17 protein-coding genes are annotated in these 17888 nt (G+C 64.9%); 13 read left to right on the top strand and 4 right to left on the bottom strand.

The annotated features are described in order from the left end of the window. Window positions 1–12: 12 nt before the first annotated feature. Together AABA84_RS30620 and AABA84_RS30615 are read left to right on the top strand one after the other, a co-directional pair. Complete coding sequence (locus AABA84_RS30620) at window positions 13–924, top strand: NAD(P)-dependent oxidoreductase (protein ID WP_212248101.1); 912 nt, start codon at window positions 13–15, stop codon at window positions 922–924. A 147-nt stretch (window positions 925–1071) separates the two neighbouring features. Further along, window positions 1072–2145 carry a malate/lactate/ureidoglycolate dehydrogenase gene (locus AABA84_RS30615; protein WP_212248099.1) on the top strand — a complete coding sequence of 358 codons (1074 nt, stop codon included), beginning with the start codon at window positions 1072–1074 and terminating at the stop codon, window positions 2143–2145. 66 nt (window positions 2146–2211) lie between these two features. Here the strand turns inward: AABA84_RS30615 and AABA84_RS30610 are convergent, their stop codons facing one another. Beyond that, window positions 2212–3285 (bottom strand): tartrate dehydrogenase, encoded by a 1074-nt coding sequence (locus AABA84_RS30610; protein WP_338313982.1) that lies wholly within the window; start codon window positions 3283–3285, stop codon window positions 2212–2214. A 155-nt stretch (window positions 3286–3440) separates the two neighbouring features. Between AABA84_RS30610 and AABA84_RS30605 the strand changes: the two genes are divergently transcribed. Together AABA84_RS30605 and AABA84_RS30600 are read left to right on the top strand one after the other, a co-directional pair. Beyond that, a complete protein-coding gene (locus AABA84_RS30605) occupies window positions 3441–4217 on the top strand; it encodes an SDR family oxidoreductase (protein ID WP_212248095.1) in 777 nt (258 codons plus the stop codon). A 117-nt stretch (window positions 4218–4334) separates the two neighbouring features. Next, on the top strand, window positions 4335–5753 hold the full coding sequence (locus AABA84_RS30600) for an amidase (protein ID WP_338313981.1): 1419 nt from the start codon (window positions 4335–4337) through the stop codon (window positions 5751–5753). Between the two features lie 153 nt (window positions 5754–5906). On the opposite strand, the gene AABA84_RS30595 is transcribed toward AABA84_RS30600, so the two are convergent. Beyond that, window positions 5907–7013 carry an amino acid ABC transporter permease gene (locus AABA84_RS30595; protein WP_338313980.1) on the bottom strand — a complete coding sequence of 369 codons (1107 nt, stop codon included), beginning with the start codon at window positions 7011–7013 and terminating at the stop codon, window positions 5907–5909. Between the two features lie 2 nt (window positions 7014–7015). After that, a complete protein-coding gene (locus AABA84_RS30590) occupies window positions 7016–8200 on the bottom strand; it encodes an amino acid ABC transporter permease (protein WP_338313979.1) in 1185 nt (394 codons plus the stop codon). A gap of 89 nt (window positions 8201–8289) precedes the next feature. Here AABA84_RS30590 and AABA84_RS30585 point away from each other — a divergent pair, with 89 nt between their 5' ends. The 4 genes from AABA84_RS30585 to AABA84_RS30570 all read left to right on the top strand — a co-directional run bounded on the left by AABA84_RS30585 (window position 8290) and on the right by AABA84_RS30570 (window position 12336). After that, window positions 8290–9162: a MurR/RpiR family transcriptional regulator gene (locus tag AABA84_RS30585; protein ID WP_212248090.1), complete on the top strand. Its 873-nt coding sequence runs from the start codon at window positions 8290–8292 to the stop codon at window positions 9160–9162. A gap of 3 nt (window positions 9163–9165) precedes the next feature. Then, on the top strand, window positions 9166–10515 hold the full coding sequence (locus AABA84_RS30580) for an aspartate aminotransferase family protein (protein WP_212248089.1): 1350 nt from the start codon (window positions 9166–9168) through the stop codon (window positions 10513–10515). Between the two features lie 12 nt (window positions 10516–10527). Then, window positions 10528–11541 carry an amino acid ABC transporter substrate-binding protein gene (locus AABA84_RS30575; RefSeq protein WP_338309079.1) on the top strand — a complete coding sequence of 338 codons (1014 nt, stop codon included), beginning with the start codon at window positions 10528–10530 and terminating at the stop codon, window positions 11539–11541. A 156-nt stretch (window positions 11542–11697) separates the two neighbouring features. Beyond that, window positions 11698–12336 carry an aspartate/glutamate racemase family protein gene (locus AABA84_RS30570; RefSeq protein ID WP_338313978.1) on the top strand — a complete coding sequence of 213 codons (639 nt, stop codon included), beginning with the start codon at window positions 11698–11700 and terminating at the stop codon, window positions 12334–12336. Here the strand turns inward: AABA84_RS30570 and AABA84_RS30565 are convergent. After that, entirely contained in the window at window positions 12333–12980 is a 648-nt protein-coding gene (locus tag AABA84_RS30565) for a TetR/AcrR family transcriptional regulator (protein ID WP_338313977.1), read from the bottom strand. The genes AABA84_RS30570 and AABA84_RS30565 overlap by 4 nt on opposite strands. Before the next feature lie 157 nt (window positions 12981–13137). Between AABA84_RS30565 and AABA84_RS30560 the strand changes: the two genes are divergently transcribed. From AABA84_RS30560 to AABA84_RS30540, 5 genes are read left to right on the top strand one after another with little or no spacing between them, the layout of a single operon-like run. Continuing rightward, window positions 13138–13347, top strand: a complete 210-nt coding sequence (locus AABA84_RS30560) for a ferredoxin (protein ID WP_100181354.1) — start codon at window positions 13138–13140, stop codon at window positions 13345–13347. A gap of 54 nt (window positions 13348–13401) precedes the next feature. Beyond that, window positions 13402–14622, top strand: coding sequence for a cytochrome P450 (locus tag AABA84_RS30555; protein ID WP_212248083.1), 1221 nt, complete (start codon window positions 13402–13404; stop codon window positions 14620–14622). A 28-nt stretch (window positions 14623–14650) separates the two neighbouring features. Further along, the gene (locus tag AABA84_RS30550) at window positions 14651–15973 is read left to right on the top strand and encodes an MFS transporter (RefSeq protein WP_338313976.1); all 1323 of its coding nucleotides are present in this window, start codon (window positions 14651–14653) and stop codon (window positions 15971–15973) included. Between the two features lie 3 nt (window positions 15974–15976). Then, window positions 15977–16636: a sulfite oxidase-like oxidoreductase gene (locus AABA84_RS30545; RefSeq protein WP_212248080.1), complete on the top strand. Its 660-nt coding sequence runs from the start codon at window positions 15977–15979 to the stop codon at window positions 16634–16636. Window positions 16637–16662: 26 nt separating this feature from the next. Beyond that, complete coding sequence (locus AABA84_RS30540) at window positions 16663–17886, top strand: bifunctional alpha/beta hydrolase/OsmC family protein (protein ID WP_338313975.1); 1224 nt, start codon at window positions 16663–16665, stop codon at window positions 17884–17886. The last annotated feature ends 2 nt before the right edge of the window (window positions 17887–17888 follow it).

The following is a 17888-nucleotide window of genomic DNA, read 5'->3' as shown; positions in this document are numbered from 1 at the left end:
CCGGAGAGAGCCATGCGCGGAGTTTTCGTCGACGCCAATGAGGCGCTTGCCGTGATCATGGAACGGCTGGAGAAGCCAGGGGATCCCAAGGTGCGGATCCACAGGGACCCCGATATCAAGCCCGAGCAATACCCTGACATCCTCGACGGCGCTGAGATCGCCATCGTCGACCACACCGCGCTGCCGACCGAGGTCGCAAAGAAGTGCACGGGTCTCAAGCACGTCGTGTTCCTCGGCACCGGCGCGCGCAGCTACATGAATCCGGAAGAGCTCGCTGAGCTCGGCATCTCCGTGCATCTGATCAAGGGCTATGGCGACACGGCGGTGGCTGAATCCGCGATCGCGCTGATGTGGGCCTCGGCCCGAGTGATCGCCATGATGGATCGCGAGATGCGCGGTGGCAATTGGCTGCGCGAGGATGGCATGCAGCTCACCGGCAAGACGCTCGGTCTGATCGGCTTCGGCGGCATCGCCGCCGAGGTCGCGCGGATCGCGTCGGGCAGCGGCATGAAGGTGATCGCCTGGAACCGCTCGCCGAAGAGCCATCCGAATGTGGAGTTCACCGATCTCGACAGCGTGCTGGCCAGGAGCGACGTCGTGTCGCTGCATCTGCTGCTCAACGACGAGACGCGCGGCATGATCACGCGCGAGAAGATCGCAAGAATGAAGCCCGGCGTCATCCTCATCAACACAGCCCGCGCCGCCGTTGTCGACGAGGCCGCCATGATCGATGCGCTGAAGTCCGGCCACATCCGCCATGCCGGCCTCGACGTCTTCAACGTCGAGCCGCTGCCGGGCGATCATCCGCTCACAAAACTGCCGAACGTGACGCTGTCGGCGCATTCGGCGTTCCGTACGCCGGAGGCAAGCGAGAACCTGATTGGCGCGGCATGGGAGCACTGCCGCCGGATCGTGAATTCGTAGGGTGGGTTAGCCCTGCAGATGCGCAAAGCGCATCTGCTTGGCGTAACCCACCTCTTTGGTTTCCGCGGAGACAGAAGTGGTGGGTTACGCCTTCGGCTAACCCACCCTACGCTCCTGCCAAATCGTGAAGGGACAAGAGCAACAACAATGGCCGACTATCGTACCATCAAGGCAGAGCCGCTCACCAACGCCATCCACGCCATCGTCAAGGCCGGCGGCTCCTCGGACCGCGAGGCCGAGCTCGTCTCCACCAATCTCGTCGAGGCCAATCTCAGAGGACACGACTCGCACGGCGTCGGCATGATCCCGCGCTATGTCCAGAGCGTCACCAATGGCGGCCTCGCCGTCAACGCGCACGTCAAGATCGTGCTCGACACCGGTCCGCTCCTCACTCTCGACGGCCTCACCGGCTACGGGCAGGTCATCGGCCATGAAGCGATGGAGCTGGCGGCCGAGCGCGCCAAGAAAAACGGCGTGTGCCTCGTCGGTCTTTCCAACTCGCACCACATCGGCCGCATCGGCCACTGGGCCGAGCAGTGCATCGATCACGGGCTGGTCTCGATCCACTTCGTCAACGTGATCTCGCGCCCGATCGTGGCGCCCTGGGGCGGCAGCGATGCGCGCCACGGCACCAACCCGTTCTGCGTCGGCATCCCGCGCAGGGGCAAGGATCCGATCGTTCTCGACTTCGCCACCAGCCGGATCGCGCAAGGCAAGACCCGCGTCGCCCACAACAAGGGCGTCGAGCTGGATCCCGGCACCATCATCGACAATGATGGCAAGCCGACGGTCGATCCGCGCTACACCGTGATCCCGCCGTACGGCGCCATTCTCCCCTTCGGCGAGCACAAGGGCTCGGGGCTCGCGCTGGTATGCGAAATTCTCGGCGGTGCGCTGTCCGGCGGACAGGTGGTCAAGGGCCCTTCAGACGGCAAGTACAACGTCCTCAACGGCATGCTTTCGATCATCATCGACCCGGGCAAGCTCGGCACCGGCGAAAACCTCGCGCGCGAGGTCGAGAGCTTCGTCGCCTGGCACACTGGCTCTCCGCCAGCCCCCGGCGTCGACAAGGTGAAGATCGCCGGCGACCCCGAACGCGAGACCAAGAGGAAGCGCCTCGCCGAAGGCGTTCCAGTCGACCCGACCACCTGGCAGGAGATCATCGAGGCCGGGAAGAAGTTCGGGCTGGATCAGGCGGCGATCGAGAAGATCGCGGGTTGATCGAGAACGAAATAGAAATCGTAGGGTGGGTTAGCCGCAGGCGTAACCCACCCTACGCATTCTCCGTCAATCCACCATATCCGCAACCGCCTTGCCGCAAGCGGTCGTGTCGGCATTGCCACCGAGGTCCTTGGTGCGAAGCGTGCGTTCGGCGAGCGTCCGCTCGATCGCCTCGACGATCGACTTGCCCGCGACCTTCTCGCCGAGATGCTCCAGCATCATGGCGCCCGACCAGATCGCGCCGATCGGATTGGCAATACCCTGCCCCGCGATGTCGGGCGCCGAACCGTGCACCGGTTCGAACACGGAGGGGAAATCGCCGTCGGGGTTGATGTTGCCGGATGGCGCGATGCCGATCGTGCCGGTGCAGGCCGGACCGAGGTCGGAGAGGATGTCGCCGAACAGATTGGATCCGACCACGACGTCGAACCAATCCGGATGCAGCACGAAGTTCGCGGTGAGAATGTCGATGTGGTACTTGTCCCACTTCACGCCCGGAAACTTCTTGGCCATCGCCTCCACGCGCTCGTCCCAATAGGGCATGGTGATGGAGATGCCGTTGGACTTGGTCGCCGAGGTCAAGTGCTTCTTCGGCCGCGACTGCGCGAGTTCGAAGGCGAACTTCAGGATGCGGTCGACGCCGGTGCGGGTCATCACCGTCTGCTGGGTCACGAACTCGCGGTCGGTGTCGGGGAACATGCGGCCACCGACGGAGGAATATTCACCTTCGGTGTTCTCGCGCACCACCCAGAAATCGATATCGCCGGGCTTGCGGCCCGCCAGCGGCGACGGCACGCCGGGCATCAGCCGCACCGGGCGCAAATTCACATACTGGTCGAACTCCCTGCGGAATTTGATCAGCGAGCCCCACAGCGAGACGTGGTCCGGAATCTTGGCCGGCCAGCCGACTGCGCCGAAATAGATCGCATCATGCTTGCCGATCTTCTCCTTCCAGTCGTCGGGCATCATCTGGCCGTGCTTCTCGTAATAGTCCCACGACGAGAAGTCGAAATGGTCGAAATGCAGGGAGACCCCGTGCTTCTTCGCCGCCGCCTCCAAGACGCGCAGGCCCTCGGGCATCACTTCCTTGCCGATGCCGTCGCCGGGAATGACCGCGATCCGGTATTGTTTCTTGCTCATCGAGAACGTCCTTGGTTGGTCCGGCAGCCGCCGCCTTTTTGACCGCACTGCAATGGACCAAACGCAGCGGCAGCGCAACGCTGCACTGCAATGTTGACCATGGCGCGGCCGAGCGCCTACTGATTTCATCCTGTTCCTATCCTGCGAGTACCCTCATGGATCTGCATCTGCGTGGCAAGCGCGTCCTGATCACCGGCGCGTCCAAGGGCATTGGCGCTGCTGCGGCCGAGGCGTTTGCCGAGGAAGGCGCGCACCTCCTGCTCGCCGCCCGCAACGGCGACCAGCTCAAGGCGCTGGCCGAGCGCCTGCGCTCCGCCCACCAGATCGATGCCGCAACGAGTATCGTCGATCTTCGCAAGGCCGAGGATCTGGCGCGACTCGCGAAGGAAGCCGCCGACATCGACGTGCTCGTCAACAATGCCGGCGACATCCCCGGCGGCTCGATCGACAAGATCGACGAAGCCACCTGGCGCCACGCCTGGGAATTGAAGGTGTTCGGCTATATCAACCTCACGCGGCAAATCTACGCGCAGATGAAGGGACGCGGTGGCGGCGTCATCGTCAATGACATCGGGGCGGCCGGCGAAAAGTTCGACGCCAACTACATCTGCGGCAGCGCCGGCAATGCCGCGCTGATGGCCTTCACCCGCGCGCTCGGCGGAAAGAGCCTCGCCGACAATATCCGCGTCGTCGGCATCAATCCCGGCCCTGTCGGCACCGATCGCCACGTCACCCTGCTCAAGACGCGGGCCAAGCACCAGTTCGGCGACGAGAGCCGCTACAAGGAATTCCAGAAGAGCCTGCCACTCGGCCGTCCCGCGCATGCGCGCGAGATCGGCGACCTCATGGCGTTCCTGGCGTCGGATCGTGCCGGGTATACGTCGGGCGTGATTTACACGGTCGACGGCGGCATCAGCGCTGGCTGGGGCTAACTCTATCCTCGTCATTGCGAGCGCAGCGAAGCAATCCAGGAATGTATCCGCGGTGACAGTCTGGATTGCTTCGCTGCGCTCGCAATGACGACAAAAATGAGCATAGGAGTAGAATAATTGTCTCAAGACCTGATCCACGAAACCGCCTGCGCCGTCGTCGACAAGCTGCGGTCCGGCGATGTCTCGCCGCTCGAGCTCCTGGAGGTCGTGGAGAAGCGCATCAGCGAGGTCGACGGCAAGGTCAATGCGCTGCCGACCCTGTGTTTCGACCGCGCGCGGGACAGCGCCAAGGCCTTGATGCGGAAACCCGCCGGGGCGCGGGGGCTGCTCGCGGGCCTGCCGGTGCCGATCAAGGATCTGACCGACGTCGCGGGCGTCTTGAACACGCAGGGCTCGCCAATCTTCAAGGACAACATCCCCGCCAAGTCCGACCTCATGGTCGAGAACCTCGAAGCCAATGGCGCGGTCGTCTACGCCAAATCCAACACGCCGGAATTCGGCGCCGGCGCCAACACCTTCAACGAAGTGTTCGGCGCAACCCTCAATCCCTGGGATACTTCAAAATCCGCGGCGGGCTCGTCCGGCGGTGCGGCGGTGGCGCTGGCCACCGGCATGGCCTGGCTGGCGCAGGGCTCTGACATGGGCGGCAGCTTGCGCAGCCCAGCGGCTTTCTGCGGCATCGTCGGCATGCGCCCGAGCATCGGCCGCGTCGCACATACCCCCAAATCCGGCATCGATCGCAATCTCGGTGTGGTCGGCCCGATGGCGCGCAACGTCGAGGATCTCGCGCTGCTGCTGGATGCGATGAGCGGCGACTATGCGGACGATCCGCTGTCGCTGCCGGCGCCCACGACCTCGTTCCTGTCGGCGACTCAGGCGGGCAGGAAACCGAAGCGCATCGCCTATTCGCCCGATCTCGGCATCACGCCCGTCGATCCCGAGGTGAAGGCGATCACGCGCAAGGCGGCGGAACGCTTTGCCGAGGCCGGCGCCATCGTCGAGGAGGCGCATCCGGACTGGCGCGAGGCGCACGAATGCTTCCACGTGCTGCGCGCCTTCGATTTCGCGATCACCAAGGCCAATCTGCTGCGCACCAAGCGCGACCTGCTCAAGCCCGAGGTGATCTGGAACATCGAGGAAGGCCTCAAGCTCACGGTCGAGCAGCTCGAACGAGCCGAGGCCCAGCGCGTCGGCATGACTGCGCGGGCGGTCGAATTCTTCAAGAGCTACGATCTGTTGCTGACGCCGACCACGATCGTGCCGCCCTTCCCGATCGAACACCGCTATGTCGCCGAATGCGCCGGCAAGAGGTTCGACAATTACGTCGAGTGGCTCGGCATCGTCTACGCCATCACGCTCGCCTGCTGCCCCTCGCTGTCGTTGCCGTGCGGCTTCACGGCGTCCGGCCTGCCGGTCGGCGTGCAGGTCGTCGGCGCACCAAGGGGCGATGCGCAGGTGCTCGCCGGCGCGAAGGTGCTGGAGGATATTCTGGGCCTGCGCGGCACGACGCCGATCGATCCGAAGGTGAAGAAGTAATCTCACTCTCGTGCCCCGGACGCAACGCAGCGCCTCCTCGGTGGTGCGCTGCTGAGCCGGGGCCCATCCTTCCACGACTTCCCGTGCATCTTCTGGGTCCCGGCTCTGCGGCGCAGCGCTGATGCGCTGCACCTTGTCCGGGACACGAGATCCTCACGTTCGACTCGTCGCCTCGAGGCTGCGGCTGTAGCGCGACATCGCGAAGCAGAAGATGAAGTAGATCGCGGCGACGAAGATATAGACCTCGACCGAGAACTGCTGCCAGGCGGGATCGATGATCGCGGTCTTCGCCGTCGTCAGCAGGTCGAAGATGCCGATGATGAGGACGAGGCTGGTGTCCTTGAAGAAAGCGATGAAGGTGTTGACCAGCGGCGGGATGACGTGGCGGATCGCCTGCGGCAGGACGATCAGCCGGTGCTTGCGCCAATAGGACAGTCCCAGCGCGTCGGCCGCTTCATATTGCCCGCGCGGCACGGCCTGAAGGCCGCCGCGGATGACCTCGGCGAGATAGGCGCCCGCGAACAGGATGATCGCGATCTGTGCGCGCAAGAGCTTGTCGATGTTGAATCCACTGGGCATGAACAGCGGGAACATCACGCTCGCCATGAACAGCAGGCTCACCAGCGGCACACCGCGGATCAGCTCGACATAGAGCACGCTGAGCGAGCGGATCGCCGGCAGTTTTGAGCGCCGGCCGAGTGCGACGAGGATGCCGAGCGGAAAGCCGAATGCAAGGCCGAACGTCGCCAGGATCAGCGTGACCGGCAGGCCGCCCCAACGATCCTGCGAGACGAAGGAGAGGCCGAGCACGCCGCCCCACATCAGCACGCTGATGAGCGCGAGCGCGCCGATCCAGAGAAAGACCAGCTCGCGCCGCCACAGGGCGCGGCGGGTGGAGAGATAGAACAGCGCGATGAACAGCACGACCGACAGTGCCGGCCGCCACTGCTCGTCGAACGGATAGGTGCCGAACAGGATGAAGCGGTACTTTTCCGGAATGATAGCCCAGCAGGCGCCGAGGCCGCGCACCGCGCGGCAGGCGCTGGAATCGTTCGCCGGCGTCAGCCACACGGCATTGGCGATGCCCCACTGCACGAAGCTGACGATGCCCTTGGCGAGGATCGCCAGCAGCACAACCGAGAGAATGCCGTTCGGGATCGACGAGAACAGATTGGTGCGCAGCCAGCGCAGCGCCGGGTTGCCGACCTGCGGTCGGCGGGCGGCGCGGGGCACGTCCGGCATGTCGGTGATCGCGGTCATGCTCAGCGCTCCACCAGCGCGATGCGCGAATTGTACCAGTTCATGAAGAAGCTGATGGAAAGGCTGATGGTCAGGAACACCGCCATGATCAGCGCGATCGCCTCGATCGCCTGCCCCGTCTGGTTCAGCGTGGTGTTGGCGATCGAGACCACGTCCTGGTAGCCGATCGCGACTGCAAGCGAGGAATTCTTGGTGAGGTTGAGATACTGGCTCGTCATCGGCGGCACGATGACGCGCAGCGCCTGCGGCAGGATGATCTGTCGCAGCATGAAGCTGCGGCGCAGGCCGAGCGCGTTGGCGGCATCCCACTGTCCGCGTGGCACCGACTGGATGCCGCTGCGCACGATCTCGGCAATGAAGGCCGAGGTGTAGGTGACAAGTGCGATCAGCAGCGCGAAATATTCCGGGGCAAGCGTCAGCCCGCCGACGAAATTGAAGCCGCGTAGCGCCGGCCACTCGATTGTCCAGGACACGCGAAGCAGTATGGACACCAGCACGGGCAACGCGAGGATGAAGCTCACCGCAAAGGGCCATAGCGGCCGCGGTTTGCCGTCGCGCATCTGCTGCACGATCAGCCATCGCCGGATGAGATAGACCACGGCAAGGCCGAACACCGCCGTGCCGAGCACCCAAAGCTGCGGCGGACCAAGCGGAATTGCCGGGAGGATCAGGCCGCGATTGGACAGGAACACGCCCTCGAGCGGCCGCCAAGCCGCGCGCGCGGCCGGCAGCGCCTGCATCAGCACGTACCAGAACAGGAGTTGAAGCAGCAGCGGGATATCGCGGAGCGTTTCGACATAGACGGCGGCGAGTCGTGACAGCAGCCAGTTGGCCGACAATCGCGAGATGCCGATCAGCGTGCCCAGGATGGTCGCGAGCACGATGCCGATCACGGCGACGCGCAAGGTGTTGCCGACGCCGACAACGAAGGCCCAGAGATAGGTGTCTCTCGGATTATAGGCGAGCAGGCTGTCGGCGATCGGCATGCCGGCCTCGCGGCCGAGAAAGGCAAAGCCGGTCGTGATGCGGCGCGCCGAGAGGTTGGTGACGGTGTTGGACCAGAGAAACGCGATAACCGCGACCGCGATCCCGACCACCAGCACCTGCCAGAACAGGCCCTGCAGCTCGCGGCGTCCCCATGCGCCGAACAGGCGGCGGCGCGGCGGTCTCCGAGCGTCCGTGGTCACAGCGCAAAAATCCTTCTTGAAGAGCGACGATTTCCGGCCAACGCACGTCAACTGTTGCACCAATCTATAATTCGTGCAACAAATGTTTCATGGCCGAGCCCGCGAAATCCTCGCCGCTGAGCGAACTGCGCATTGCATTGCCATCGCTCCCGATGCGACTGCAGGAAGTCGGACGCTTCGTCGCCGCCAACGATTATGACGCCACCACCCGCTCGATGCGTGACCTCGCGGCCGAAGCCGGCGCCGATCCCGCCGCGTTCACGCGCCTCGCCAAGGCGATCGGCTATTCCGGTTGGGACGAATTGCGCGCGGCGCTGACCGAGGCGCGGCGACCATCACAGACTTCGCCTTTCTCCGGCCGCGCCAGAAGCCGCCGGCCCGGCCCGAATGCCGATGTCGCGCTCGTCGCCGACAAGCTCGAAGCCGAGGCCGCCGGTCTCCCGCGCATTCCGGCCCAGCCGATTGCGGAGGCCGCGCGCTCCCTGCATGAGGCCAAGCGGATCTGGATCGCAGGCTATCGCAGCTGCCGCAGCGTTGCCGAACTCCTGAACTACGAGCTGCGGCTGTTCCGTCCCGAACAGGTGCAGCTCGTCGGCGTATCCGGCCCGGACGATCTCGATCTCGGCGCTTTTCGGCCCGGCGAGGCCGTCATCGTCATCGGCTTCCTGCCCTATACCCATGCGAGCGTCCGCGTCGCGCAAGCCGCCCATCACAGCGGCGCAACGCTGATTGCCATCGCGGACAGCCTCTCTGCACCGATGGCCGAGGGTGCCGACCACGTGTTGCTGTTCGAGGCGGCCTCCTCTCCCGGCTTCTTCCCGAGTCTCACCGGCGCGATCGCGATCGCGCAGTCGCTCGCTGCGGTGACGTTCTCGCTGGGCGGCATGGCTGCGAAGAAGCGCCTGGAGACTACCGAGGCGCGGCTCACTGCTGCCTCCATCTACGTTTCGGAGAAAGGTTGACCCATGGCCCCTCGCACCAGCCGCGTGCTGCACCGCTCGTTGCGCGAGACGCCGCCCAAGGCGATCGGCGGCGAAGGCGTCTATCTCTTCGCCGAGGATGGGCGCCGCATCATCGACGCCTCCGGCGGCGCGGCCGTCTCGTGCCTCGGCCACCAGCATCCACGCGTGATCGCGGCGATGGCGAAGCAGGCCTCGACGCTGGCCTATGCGCACACCGCCTTCTTCTCGTCCGAGCCCGCCGAAGCCCTCGCCGAGACGCTGGTCGGGCACGAACCCGGCGGTCTCGCTTACGCCTATTTCGTCAGCGGCGGATCCGAGGCGATCGAAGCGAGCATCAAGCTCGCGAGGCAATATTTCATCGAGCGCGGTGAGCCGCAGCGGCAACATTTCATCGCACGGCGACAGAGCTACCACGGCAACACGCTGGGCGCCCTTGCGGCCGGCGGCAATGCCTGGCGCCGCGCGCCCTATGCGCCGCTGCTCTCGGCCGCCTTCAGTCATGTGACGCCGGCCTTTGCCTATCACGAGAAGCGCGACGGTGAATCCGATGCGCAGTTCGTGGCACGGCTGGCGGCCGAGCTGGAATCCGAGTTCCAGCGGCTTGGCCCTGATACGGTGGCGGCGTTCCTCGCCGAGCCGGTCGTCGGCGCCACCGCTGGCGCCGTGACGGCCCCGGACGGCTATTTCAGGGCGGTGCGCGAGATCTGCGACCGGCACGGCGCGCTGCTCATTCTTGACGAGGTCATGTGCGGCATGGGCCGCACCGGCACCACGCATGCCTGGGAGCAGGAAGGCATCGCGCCCGACATCCAGGCGATCGCAAAGGGCCTTGGCGGAGGCTACCAGCCGATTGGGGCGATGCTCGCCAGCGGCAAGATCATCGACACCATCCGCGCCGGCTCAGGCGCCTTTCAGCACGGCCACACTTATCTGGCACATCCCCTCGCCTGCGCCGCCGCACTGGCGGTGCAGGAGGTGATCCGCGAGGATCGCCTGCTCGACCGCGTCAAGGAGCGCGGCAAGCAGCTCGAACAGCGCCTGACCGAGCGCTTCGGCAATCACCGCCATGTCGGCGACATCAGGGGACGCGGGCTGTTCTGGGCGATCGAGCTGGTTTCTGATCGCGCCAGCCGCAGCTCGTTCGATCCCGCGCTCAAGCTCAATCAGAAGATCAAGGCGGAGGCCTTCGCCAACGGGCTCGGCTGCTATCCCGGCGGAGGCACCGTGGATGGCGTACGCGGCGACCACGTGCTGCTGGCACCGCCCTATATCGCCTCGGCCGACGAGATCGACCTGATCGTCGACAAGCTCGGCTCGGCCGTCGACAACGTGTTGCGTAGTGTCAATCACTGAGGGGAGAGTAGCATGATGAGGAAAGTGGTTATCGCAGCGAGCATCCTCGCGGCATCGACGGTTGTCGCATCCGCCGCGACGCTCGACACGGTGAAGAGCCGCGGCACGCTGGTGTGCGGCGTCAGTGCCGGTTTTGCCGGTTTCTCGGCGCCGGACTCGCAAGGCAATTACAAAGGTCTCGACGTCGATTACTGCCGCGCGCTCGCAGCCGGCGTGCTGGGTGATGCCAACAAGGTACGTTACGTCTCGTTGACCGCGCAGAACCGCTTCACCGCCCTGCAATCGGGCGAGATCGACGTGCTCTACCGCAACTCGACGCAGACCTATCTGCGCGGCGTGACGCTGGGCTTGCGGCAAGGCCCGATCAACTTCTACGACGGCCAAGGCTTCGTCGTGAAGAAGGATCTGGGCGTCAAGGACATCAAAGACCTCAAGGGCGCCACCGTCTGCGTGGCTCAAGGCACCACGCACGAGGTGACGCTCGGCGATTACGGCCGCGCCAACGGCATCGACTGGAAGCCGCTGGTGTTCGACCGCGTCGACACCATGTACCAGACTTTCTTCGGCGGCCGCTGCGATGCCATGACCCAGGACGCCTCCGCGCTCGCGGGCGCGGTGACGACCGCGGCGCCGAACCCGGCCGACTACGTCGTGCTGCCGCAGACCATCAGCAAGGAGCCGCTCGGGCCCTTCACCCGCAACGGCGACGAGGTCTGGAGCGACATCGTCACCTGGCTGCATTACGGCCTGATCGAGGCCGAGGAGCTCGGCGTGACGCAGGCCAATGTCGAGGAGATGGCGAAGTCGCAGACGCCGGCGATCCAGCGGCTGCTAGGCGCCTCCGGCGACCTCGGCTCGCGGCTCGGGCTCGACAACAAATGGCTGGTCACTGCGATCAAGGTCACCGGAAATTACGGCGAGATCTACGAGCGCAATGTCGGCAAGGCGAGTCCGCTCAAGCTCGACCGCGGCCTCAATGGCCTCTGGAGCAAGGGCGGCTTGATGTACGCGGTGCCGTTCAAGTAGGGAGTTCACCTCTCCCCGCCTGCGGGGAGAGGTCGACCACGCAGCGGTCGGGTGAGGGGGGACTCTCCGCGAGTCCAACTCTCACCGTCCCCGCGGAGACTCCCCCTCACCCCGACCCTCTCCCCGCAAGCGGGGCCGAGGGAGACGAGACATCCCATGCGCATCGCCCTGATCCACGCCCTCAAGCATTCCATCGCCCCGATCGAAGCGGCGTTCGCCAAGGCCTGGCCAGAGGCGCGGCTGATGAACCTGCTCGACGACAGCCTGTCGGCGGATCTGGCCCGCGACGGCGCGCTCACCGATGCCATGACCGAGCGGTTCCTCGCGCTCGGCGATTATGCGGCGGCGACCGGGGCGAACGCGATCCTGTTCACCTGCTCGGCCTTCGGCCCCTGCATCGAGGCGGTCGCACGCGCACATGCGCCGATGCCGGTGCTCAAGCCCAACGAAGCCATGATCGCGCGGGCGGTGACAATGGGCACACGGATCGGCCTGCTTTCCACCTTTCCGCCGACCCTGGCGTCGATGCCGCCGGAGTTTCCGGCCTCCGTCCAAATCGTGCCGAAGCTTGCCGAGGGCGCGCTGGCGGCGCTCGACCGCGGCGACCGCGCTACGCACGACCGGCTGATTGTGGAAGCTTCGCGCGATTTGCGCGATTGCGACGTCATCGCGCTGGCCCAGTTCAGCATCGCCTCGACGGCGCCTCTGGTGGCGGAAGCAACCGGCCGTCCCGTCGTGACCACGCCTGATAGCACCGTCGACAAACTGATGACGCTGTTGGCGATGAGAGCTTAGGTGCCGGTCTTTTTCCGACGCCGCTCGCCCTTGATCGCAGCGGCAAGCGCGGCCTTCGTTTCGCTGACGAAATCCTCGACCAGTTCCTCGCGGGTGGCATGCGCGGCCTCGCCGGTGAACAGGCCCTGCTCGGCCAGCATCACCACGCCGTGCAACGCCGCCCAGATCTTGAGCGCCTGGCGTTCGCGCAAATAGCCGACGGCGGGCACTTCCAGGGCTTCGATCACGAGCGAAAAGGTCTCGCGCGTGGCCTCATGCAGCTCACTGCCCTTGGTAGCGCACGACACGGTGCGGGACGCGAACATCAGGCGGTAGATGCCGTTCCGTCGCAATCCGAATTCGAGCATGGCCTGCGCCAGCCGCGACAGTTTCGATTGCTTTGACGGTTTCGCCATCGCCTCCCGAAAGATCCCGCTGAGCTGCCGGAATGCCTCCGCCGTCACCGCCGCGAGCAATGCCTCGCGGTCGGCGAAATGCCGGTACGGCGCGGGCTGCGAGACGCCGAGTTGCTTCGCCAGCGCCTTGATGCTGATCGCCTCGGCACCGCCCTGCTCCGCCTCGCGCAATGCGGCCTTGATCAGAGCATCGCGAAGGTCGCCATGATGGTACGTGTTCGCGGGCTTGCGGGCGAGTTGTGAGCGCATGTTGTAGTCGAGCCTACAAGTTTACCCTTGACAGGGAAAGGCTGGCGCGAATGTAATAGGATATAACTTAAAGCCCGCGGTCAATGCCGCGGATAAAATTGACATGAGGAACGCGCCGCCCTGCAGGCCCCGCGCGCGCACGACCGAGGATGCTGCCATGACAGAGCGACTGAGGGTTCACGTCGATCCCGACAAATGCCAGGGCCACGCGCGTTGCAAAGCGCTCGCGCCGGAACTTTTCGAGCTCGACGAGTTTGGCAACGCACACGAAGCCGGCGACGGCACGGTCCCACCCGGGCTCGAAGACAAGGCCTGGCTTGCGAAATCCAACTGCCCTGAAATCGCAATCGATGTGATCGAGGAGTAGCGCGGCCTTAGCCCGCGTCGTCCTTTCAGCGAACACGAGCAAGAGATCCCCTACATGTCCGACGTCAGCCAGCCCGCCGCCCATCCGCCCGTGACCGACTGGGTCCATGATTTCGACCACACCGATCCACAATGGACGGAGGATCCCTTCCCGATCTGGGACGAGCTGCGCGTAGCGAGCCCGGTCGTGCACACCGAGCGTTTCCTCGGCTGCTACATGCCGACGACCTACGAGGCCGTGCGCGAGATCGCCAACGACACCGAGCATTTCTCCTCGCGCCGCATCATCGTGCGCGACGTCCGTCCCGAGGTGGCGAGGAACGCCGCGCCGCCGATCACTTCGGACCCGCCCGTGCACAAGCCGGCCAAGCAGCTGCTGCTGCCTCCTTTCACGCCGGACGCGATGAAGAAGCTGGAACCGCGGATGCGCGCGATCTGCAACGAGCTCATCGACGGGTTCATCGCCGATGGCAAAGTCGACGCCGCAGCGCGCTACGCCAAGTACATCCCGGTTCGGGCCATCGCACACATGCTCGGCATTCCCGAGAGCGATAGCGATCTCTTCATCAACTGGATCCACATGATCCTCGAGCTCGGCATCAAGGACGAGAGCAAGCTGCTCCAGGCCGTGCAGGAGATGAGCGCCTATTTCAGGACGCATATCGAAGAGCGCAGATCGAGGCCGACCAACGATCTCATCTCTTACCTGATGAACGCCAAGGACAAAGAAGGTCAGCCGCTGGAAGAGTCCCACGTGCTGGGCTCGCTGCGCCTGCTTCTGATCGCCGGCATCGACACCACCTGGAGCGCGATCGGTTCCTCGCTCTGGCATCTTGCTAAGACGCCGGCCGACCGCGAGCGGCTGATCGCCGAGCCCGCGTTGATCCCAACTGCGGTGGAGGAACTGCTGCGCGCCTATTCGCCGGTGACGATGGCCCGCGAGGTGGTCAAGGAGACAACGATCTCGGGCTGCCCGGTCAAGGCGGGCAACATGGTGCTGTTGTCCTTCCCGGCTGCAAATCGCGATCCCAAGATGTTTCCGGACGCTGACAAAGTCGTGATCGACCGTCGCGAAAATCGCCACGCCGCCTTCGGCCTCGGCATTCACCGCTGCGTCGGTTCCAACCTGGCGCGCATGGAGATGCAGGTTGCGCTGGAGGAATGGCTGAAGCGCATTCCAGACTTCCGGCTCGATCCGGCAGGCACCGTGACCTGGTCACAGGGCACGGTGCGGGGCCCCCGCCAGTTGCCATTCTTGTTCGGAAAGGCGATGTAGGCCTTTCCAGACAACGGAGAGGCCGGACGTGACTAAACAAGCAATCCAACCGGCCTCCGACCACATCGATATCGCCGACGCCAAGCGGCGGATCAAGGCGATCTTCATCGGCTCGATCGGCAATCTCGTCGAGTGGTACGATTTCTACGCCTATACGGCGTTCGCGCTCTATTTCGCTCCCGCCTTCTTCCCCGGCAACGACCCCGTCGTGCAGCAATTGAATGTCGCCGTCGTTTTCGCGGCGACGTTCCTGATGCGGCCCCTGGGCGGCTGGTTCTTCGGCTATCTCGCCGACCATTTCGGACGACGCATCTCGCTCACGCTCTCTGTCGTCTTCATGTGCTTTGGTTCGCTGATCATTGCGCTGACGCCGACCTATGCCACGATCGGGTTCGCCGCGCCCGTCATCCTCGCGCTCGCACGCGTCATCGAGGGCCTGAGCCTCGGCGGCGAATATGGCGCCAGCGCCACCTATCTCAGCGAGGTCGCCGATCCCAAGCACCGCGGCTTCTATTCGAGCTTCCAATACGTCACCCTGATCGGCGGCCAGCTCACCGCGATCATCGTGCTGCTGCTCCTGCAAAAGGTCTTTCTCACCCCGGAGGAGCTGAAGGCCTGGGGCTGGCGTATTCCCTTTGCGATCGGCGCAGCGCTCGCGATCTTTGCCGCGGTGATGCGGCGCGGCCTGCACGAGACGGAGGCGTTCGAGGAGGCCAAGAAGGTGGTGAAGCCGACCGGTTCGATCACCAATTTGCTGCGTTATCCGCGCGAGCTGTTGCTGGTGGTCGGCCTCACCGCCGGCGGTACCGCAGCGTTCTACACCTTCACTACCTACATGCAGACCTTCGTCAAGCTTTCGGTCGGGCTGACTGAGGACCAGACCACTTTCGTGATCTTCGGCACTTTGGTCTTCGCGACCGTCCTCCAGCCGATCTACGGCGCGATCTCCGACAAGATCGGACGCAAGCCGCTGCTGATCTTCTTCGGTGTAGCCGGCACGCTCGCGACCGTACCGCTGTTGATGACGCTGAAGGAGACCAAGTCGCCCTTCGTCGCGTTCGTCCTGATCTGCTGTGCCTGGCTGTTCGTCGCCGGTTATACCTCGATCAACGCGGTGGTGAAGGCCGAGCTGTTCCCGACCAATGTCCGCGCGCTCGGCGTCGGCCTGCCCTATGCCATCACGGTCTCGGTCTTCGGCGGCACGGCGCCGGCGATCGCGCTCTATTTCAAGAGCATCGGGCACGAGGAATGGTTCTATTTCTACCTCAGCGGCATCATCTGCCTGTCCTTGATCATCTATGCTACCATGCGCGACACCAAGCACACTTCGGCAATGCACCGGCACGAGTAGACCATGGCTGACGAGACGCCATCCGACAGCAAGCTGACGCGCACCAAGGAGAAATGGGCGCGCGAGGGCCGCTTTCTCACAGGGAAGATCACGCGACCGGAGGATCAAAGGCTGCCGCCCGGCCAGCACCTGACCAAGGACTGGCCTGTGCTCGACCTCGGAGTCGTGCCGCCGGTGTCGCGCGACCGTTGGCGGCTCGACGTCTATGGCGCGATCGAGAGCCCCGTGTTCTGGACATTCGCCGAATTCATCGCGCAGAAGCAGGCGCGGTTCACCTCCGACATCCATTGCGTCACCACCTGGTCGCGCTACGACAACGAGTGGGAAGGGCTCGCCACGCGCGAGCTGCTCGCGGCTTGCCAGCCGCGCGAGGATGCACGCTTCGTGACGCTGCATTCCCATGACGGCTACACCACCAACCTCGCGCTGGAAGACTTTGCCGCCGAGGACGCGCTGCTCGCCCATAGCTGGTCCGGCCAGCCGCTGACGGAGGAGCATGGCGGCCCGGTGCGGCTGGTCGTGCCGCATCTCTATTTCTGGAAGAGCGCGAAATGGCTCCAGGCCATCGAATTCCTGACCGCGGACGCGCCGGGCTTCTGGGAAGTCCGCGGCTATCATAACCGCGGCGACCCCTGGGCCGAGCAGCGCTACTCAGACGATTAGAATACAAGCAGGAACGGGGGAAGCCCATGCCGACGGAACGCTTTCAATTCACGGGCGAAGGCGGCCATCAGCTTGCGGCCGCGCTGGAGCTGCCGGACGGCGAGCCCGCGGCCTACGCGCTGTTTGCGCACTGCTTCACTTGCGGCAAGGACACGCTGGCCGCCAAGCGCATCTCGGTCGCGCTGGCCGCCAGGGGCATCGCGGTGCTGCGCTTCGACTTCACCGGGCTCGGCTCGAGCGAAGGCGATTTCGCCAATTCGACGTTTTCGTCCAACGTCGCCGATCTCGTCCGCGCAGCCGATCATCTGCGTTCGACCCGTAAGGCGCCGTCGCTTCTGATCGGCCACAGCCTCGGCGGCGCTGCCATCCTGGCGGCAGCCGGAAGAATTCCCGAGGCCACAGCGGTCGTGACCATCGCGGCCCCATCCGATCCGGCGCATGTGACCGGCCTCTTCAAGGAGCATATCGACAACATCCGCGCGCACGGCGAGGTCGAGGTCTCGCTCGCGGGACGCCCGTTCCGGATCAAGCGCGAGTTCCTCGAGGACATCGCCGAGCACGAACTGATGAAAGACATCACGGGGCTGCACAGGGCGTTGCTGGTGATGCACTCGCCGGTCGACGACACCGTCGGCATCGACAATGCGACCAAGATCTTCGTTGCAGCCAGGCACCCCAAGAGCTTCGTCTCGCTCGACCATGCCGACCATCTGCTCGCCAGGCCCGCCGACGCGCTCTATGCGGCCGATCTGATCGCGGCCTGGGCCAGCCGCTACATCGACACCGCAAAACCCGCGAAGGCGATGGATCTACCCGAGGCGTCGCGCCAGGTCGTGGTACGGGAGACCCGCAAGAGCAAGTTCAACCAAGTCATCAGCGTCGGCCCGCATCGGCTTGTGGCGGACGAGCCGGTGGCTGCCGGCGGCGAGGACGCCGGCCCCGGGCCCTACGATTTCCTGCTCGCCGGCTTGGGCGCGTGCACCTCCATGACCATGCGTCTCTATGCCGACCGCAAGTCGCTGCCGCTCGACCGCGTCACCGTCACGCTGAAGCATTCGAAAATCTACGCCAAGGATTGCGCGGAGTGCGAGACACGCGAGGGCATGCTCGACCAGATCGAGCGCGACATCGCGATCGACGGCGCGCTGGATGCCGAGCAGCGCAGGAAGCTGATGGAGATCGCCGACAAGTGCCCGGTGCACCGGACATTGACGTCAGAGATCCGCATCGTGACGAAGGCCGTGGATTAGCC

The sequence above is a fragment of the Bradyrhizobium sp. TM239 genome, assembly GCF_036247985.1.
GTDB classification, from domain to species: Bacteria; Pseudomonadota; Alphaproteobacteria; order Rhizobiales; family Xanthobacteraceae; genus Bradyrhizobium; species Bradyrhizobium ottawaense.
The sequence above is the reverse complement of the archived record's forward strand: the minus strand, read 5'-3'. Positions and strand labels throughout refer to the sequence as shown.

Coding starts and splice junctions, on each gene's coding strand:
- AABA84_RS30620 (WP_212248101.1), top strand. CDS start 13: ATGCGCGGAGTTTTCGTCGACGCCAATGAGGCGCTTGCCGTGATCATG.
- AABA84_RS30615 (WP_212248099.1), top strand. CDS start 1,072: ATGGCCGACTATCGTACCATCAAGGCAGAGCCGCTCACCAACGCCATC.
- AABA84_RS30610 (WP_338313982.1), bottom strand. CDS start 3,285: ATGAGCAAGAAACAATACCGGATCGCGGTCATTCCCGGCGACGGCATC.
- AABA84_RS30605 (WP_212248095.1), top strand. CDS start 3,441: ATGGATCTGCATCTGCGTGGCAAGCGCGTCCTGATCACCGGCGCGTCC.
- AABA84_RS30595 (WP_338313980.1), bottom strand. CDS start 7,013: ATGACCGCGATCACCGACATGCCGGACGTGCCCCGCGCCGCCCGCCGA.
- AABA84_RS30585 (WP_212248090.1), top strand. CDS start 8,290: ATGGCCGAGCCCGCGAAATCCTCGCCGCTGAGCGAACTGCGCATTGCA.
- AABA84_RS30580 (WP_212248089.1), top strand. CDS start 9,166: ATGGCCCCTCGCACCAGCCGCGTGCTGCACCGCTCGTTGCGCGAGACG.
- AABA84_RS30575 (WP_338309079.1), top strand. CDS start 10,528: ATGATGAGGAAAGTGGTTATCGCAGCGAGCATCCTCGCGGCATCGACG.
- AABA84_RS30570 (WP_338313978.1), top strand. CDS start 11,698: ATGCGCATCGCCCTGATCCACGCCCTCAAGCATTCCATCGCCCCGATC.
- AABA84_RS30565 (WP_338313977.1), bottom strand. CDS start 12,980: ATGCGCTCACAACTCGCCCGCAAGCCCGCGAACACGTACCATCATGGC.
- AABA84_RS30560 (WP_100181354.1), top strand. CDS start 13,138: ATGACAGAGCGACTGAGGGTTCACGTCGATCCCGACAAATGCCAGGGC.
- AABA84_RS30555 (WP_212248083.1), top strand. CDS start 13,402: ATGTCCGACGTCAGCCAGCCCGCCGCCCATCCGCCCGTGACCGACTGG.
- AABA84_RS30545 (WP_212248080.1), top strand. CDS start 15,977: ATGGCTGACGAGACGCCATCCGACAGCAAGCTGACGCGCACCAAGGAG.
- AABA84_RS30540 (WP_338313975.1), top strand. CDS start 16,663: ATGCCGACGGAACGCTTTCAATTCACGGGCGAAGGCGGCCATCAGCTT.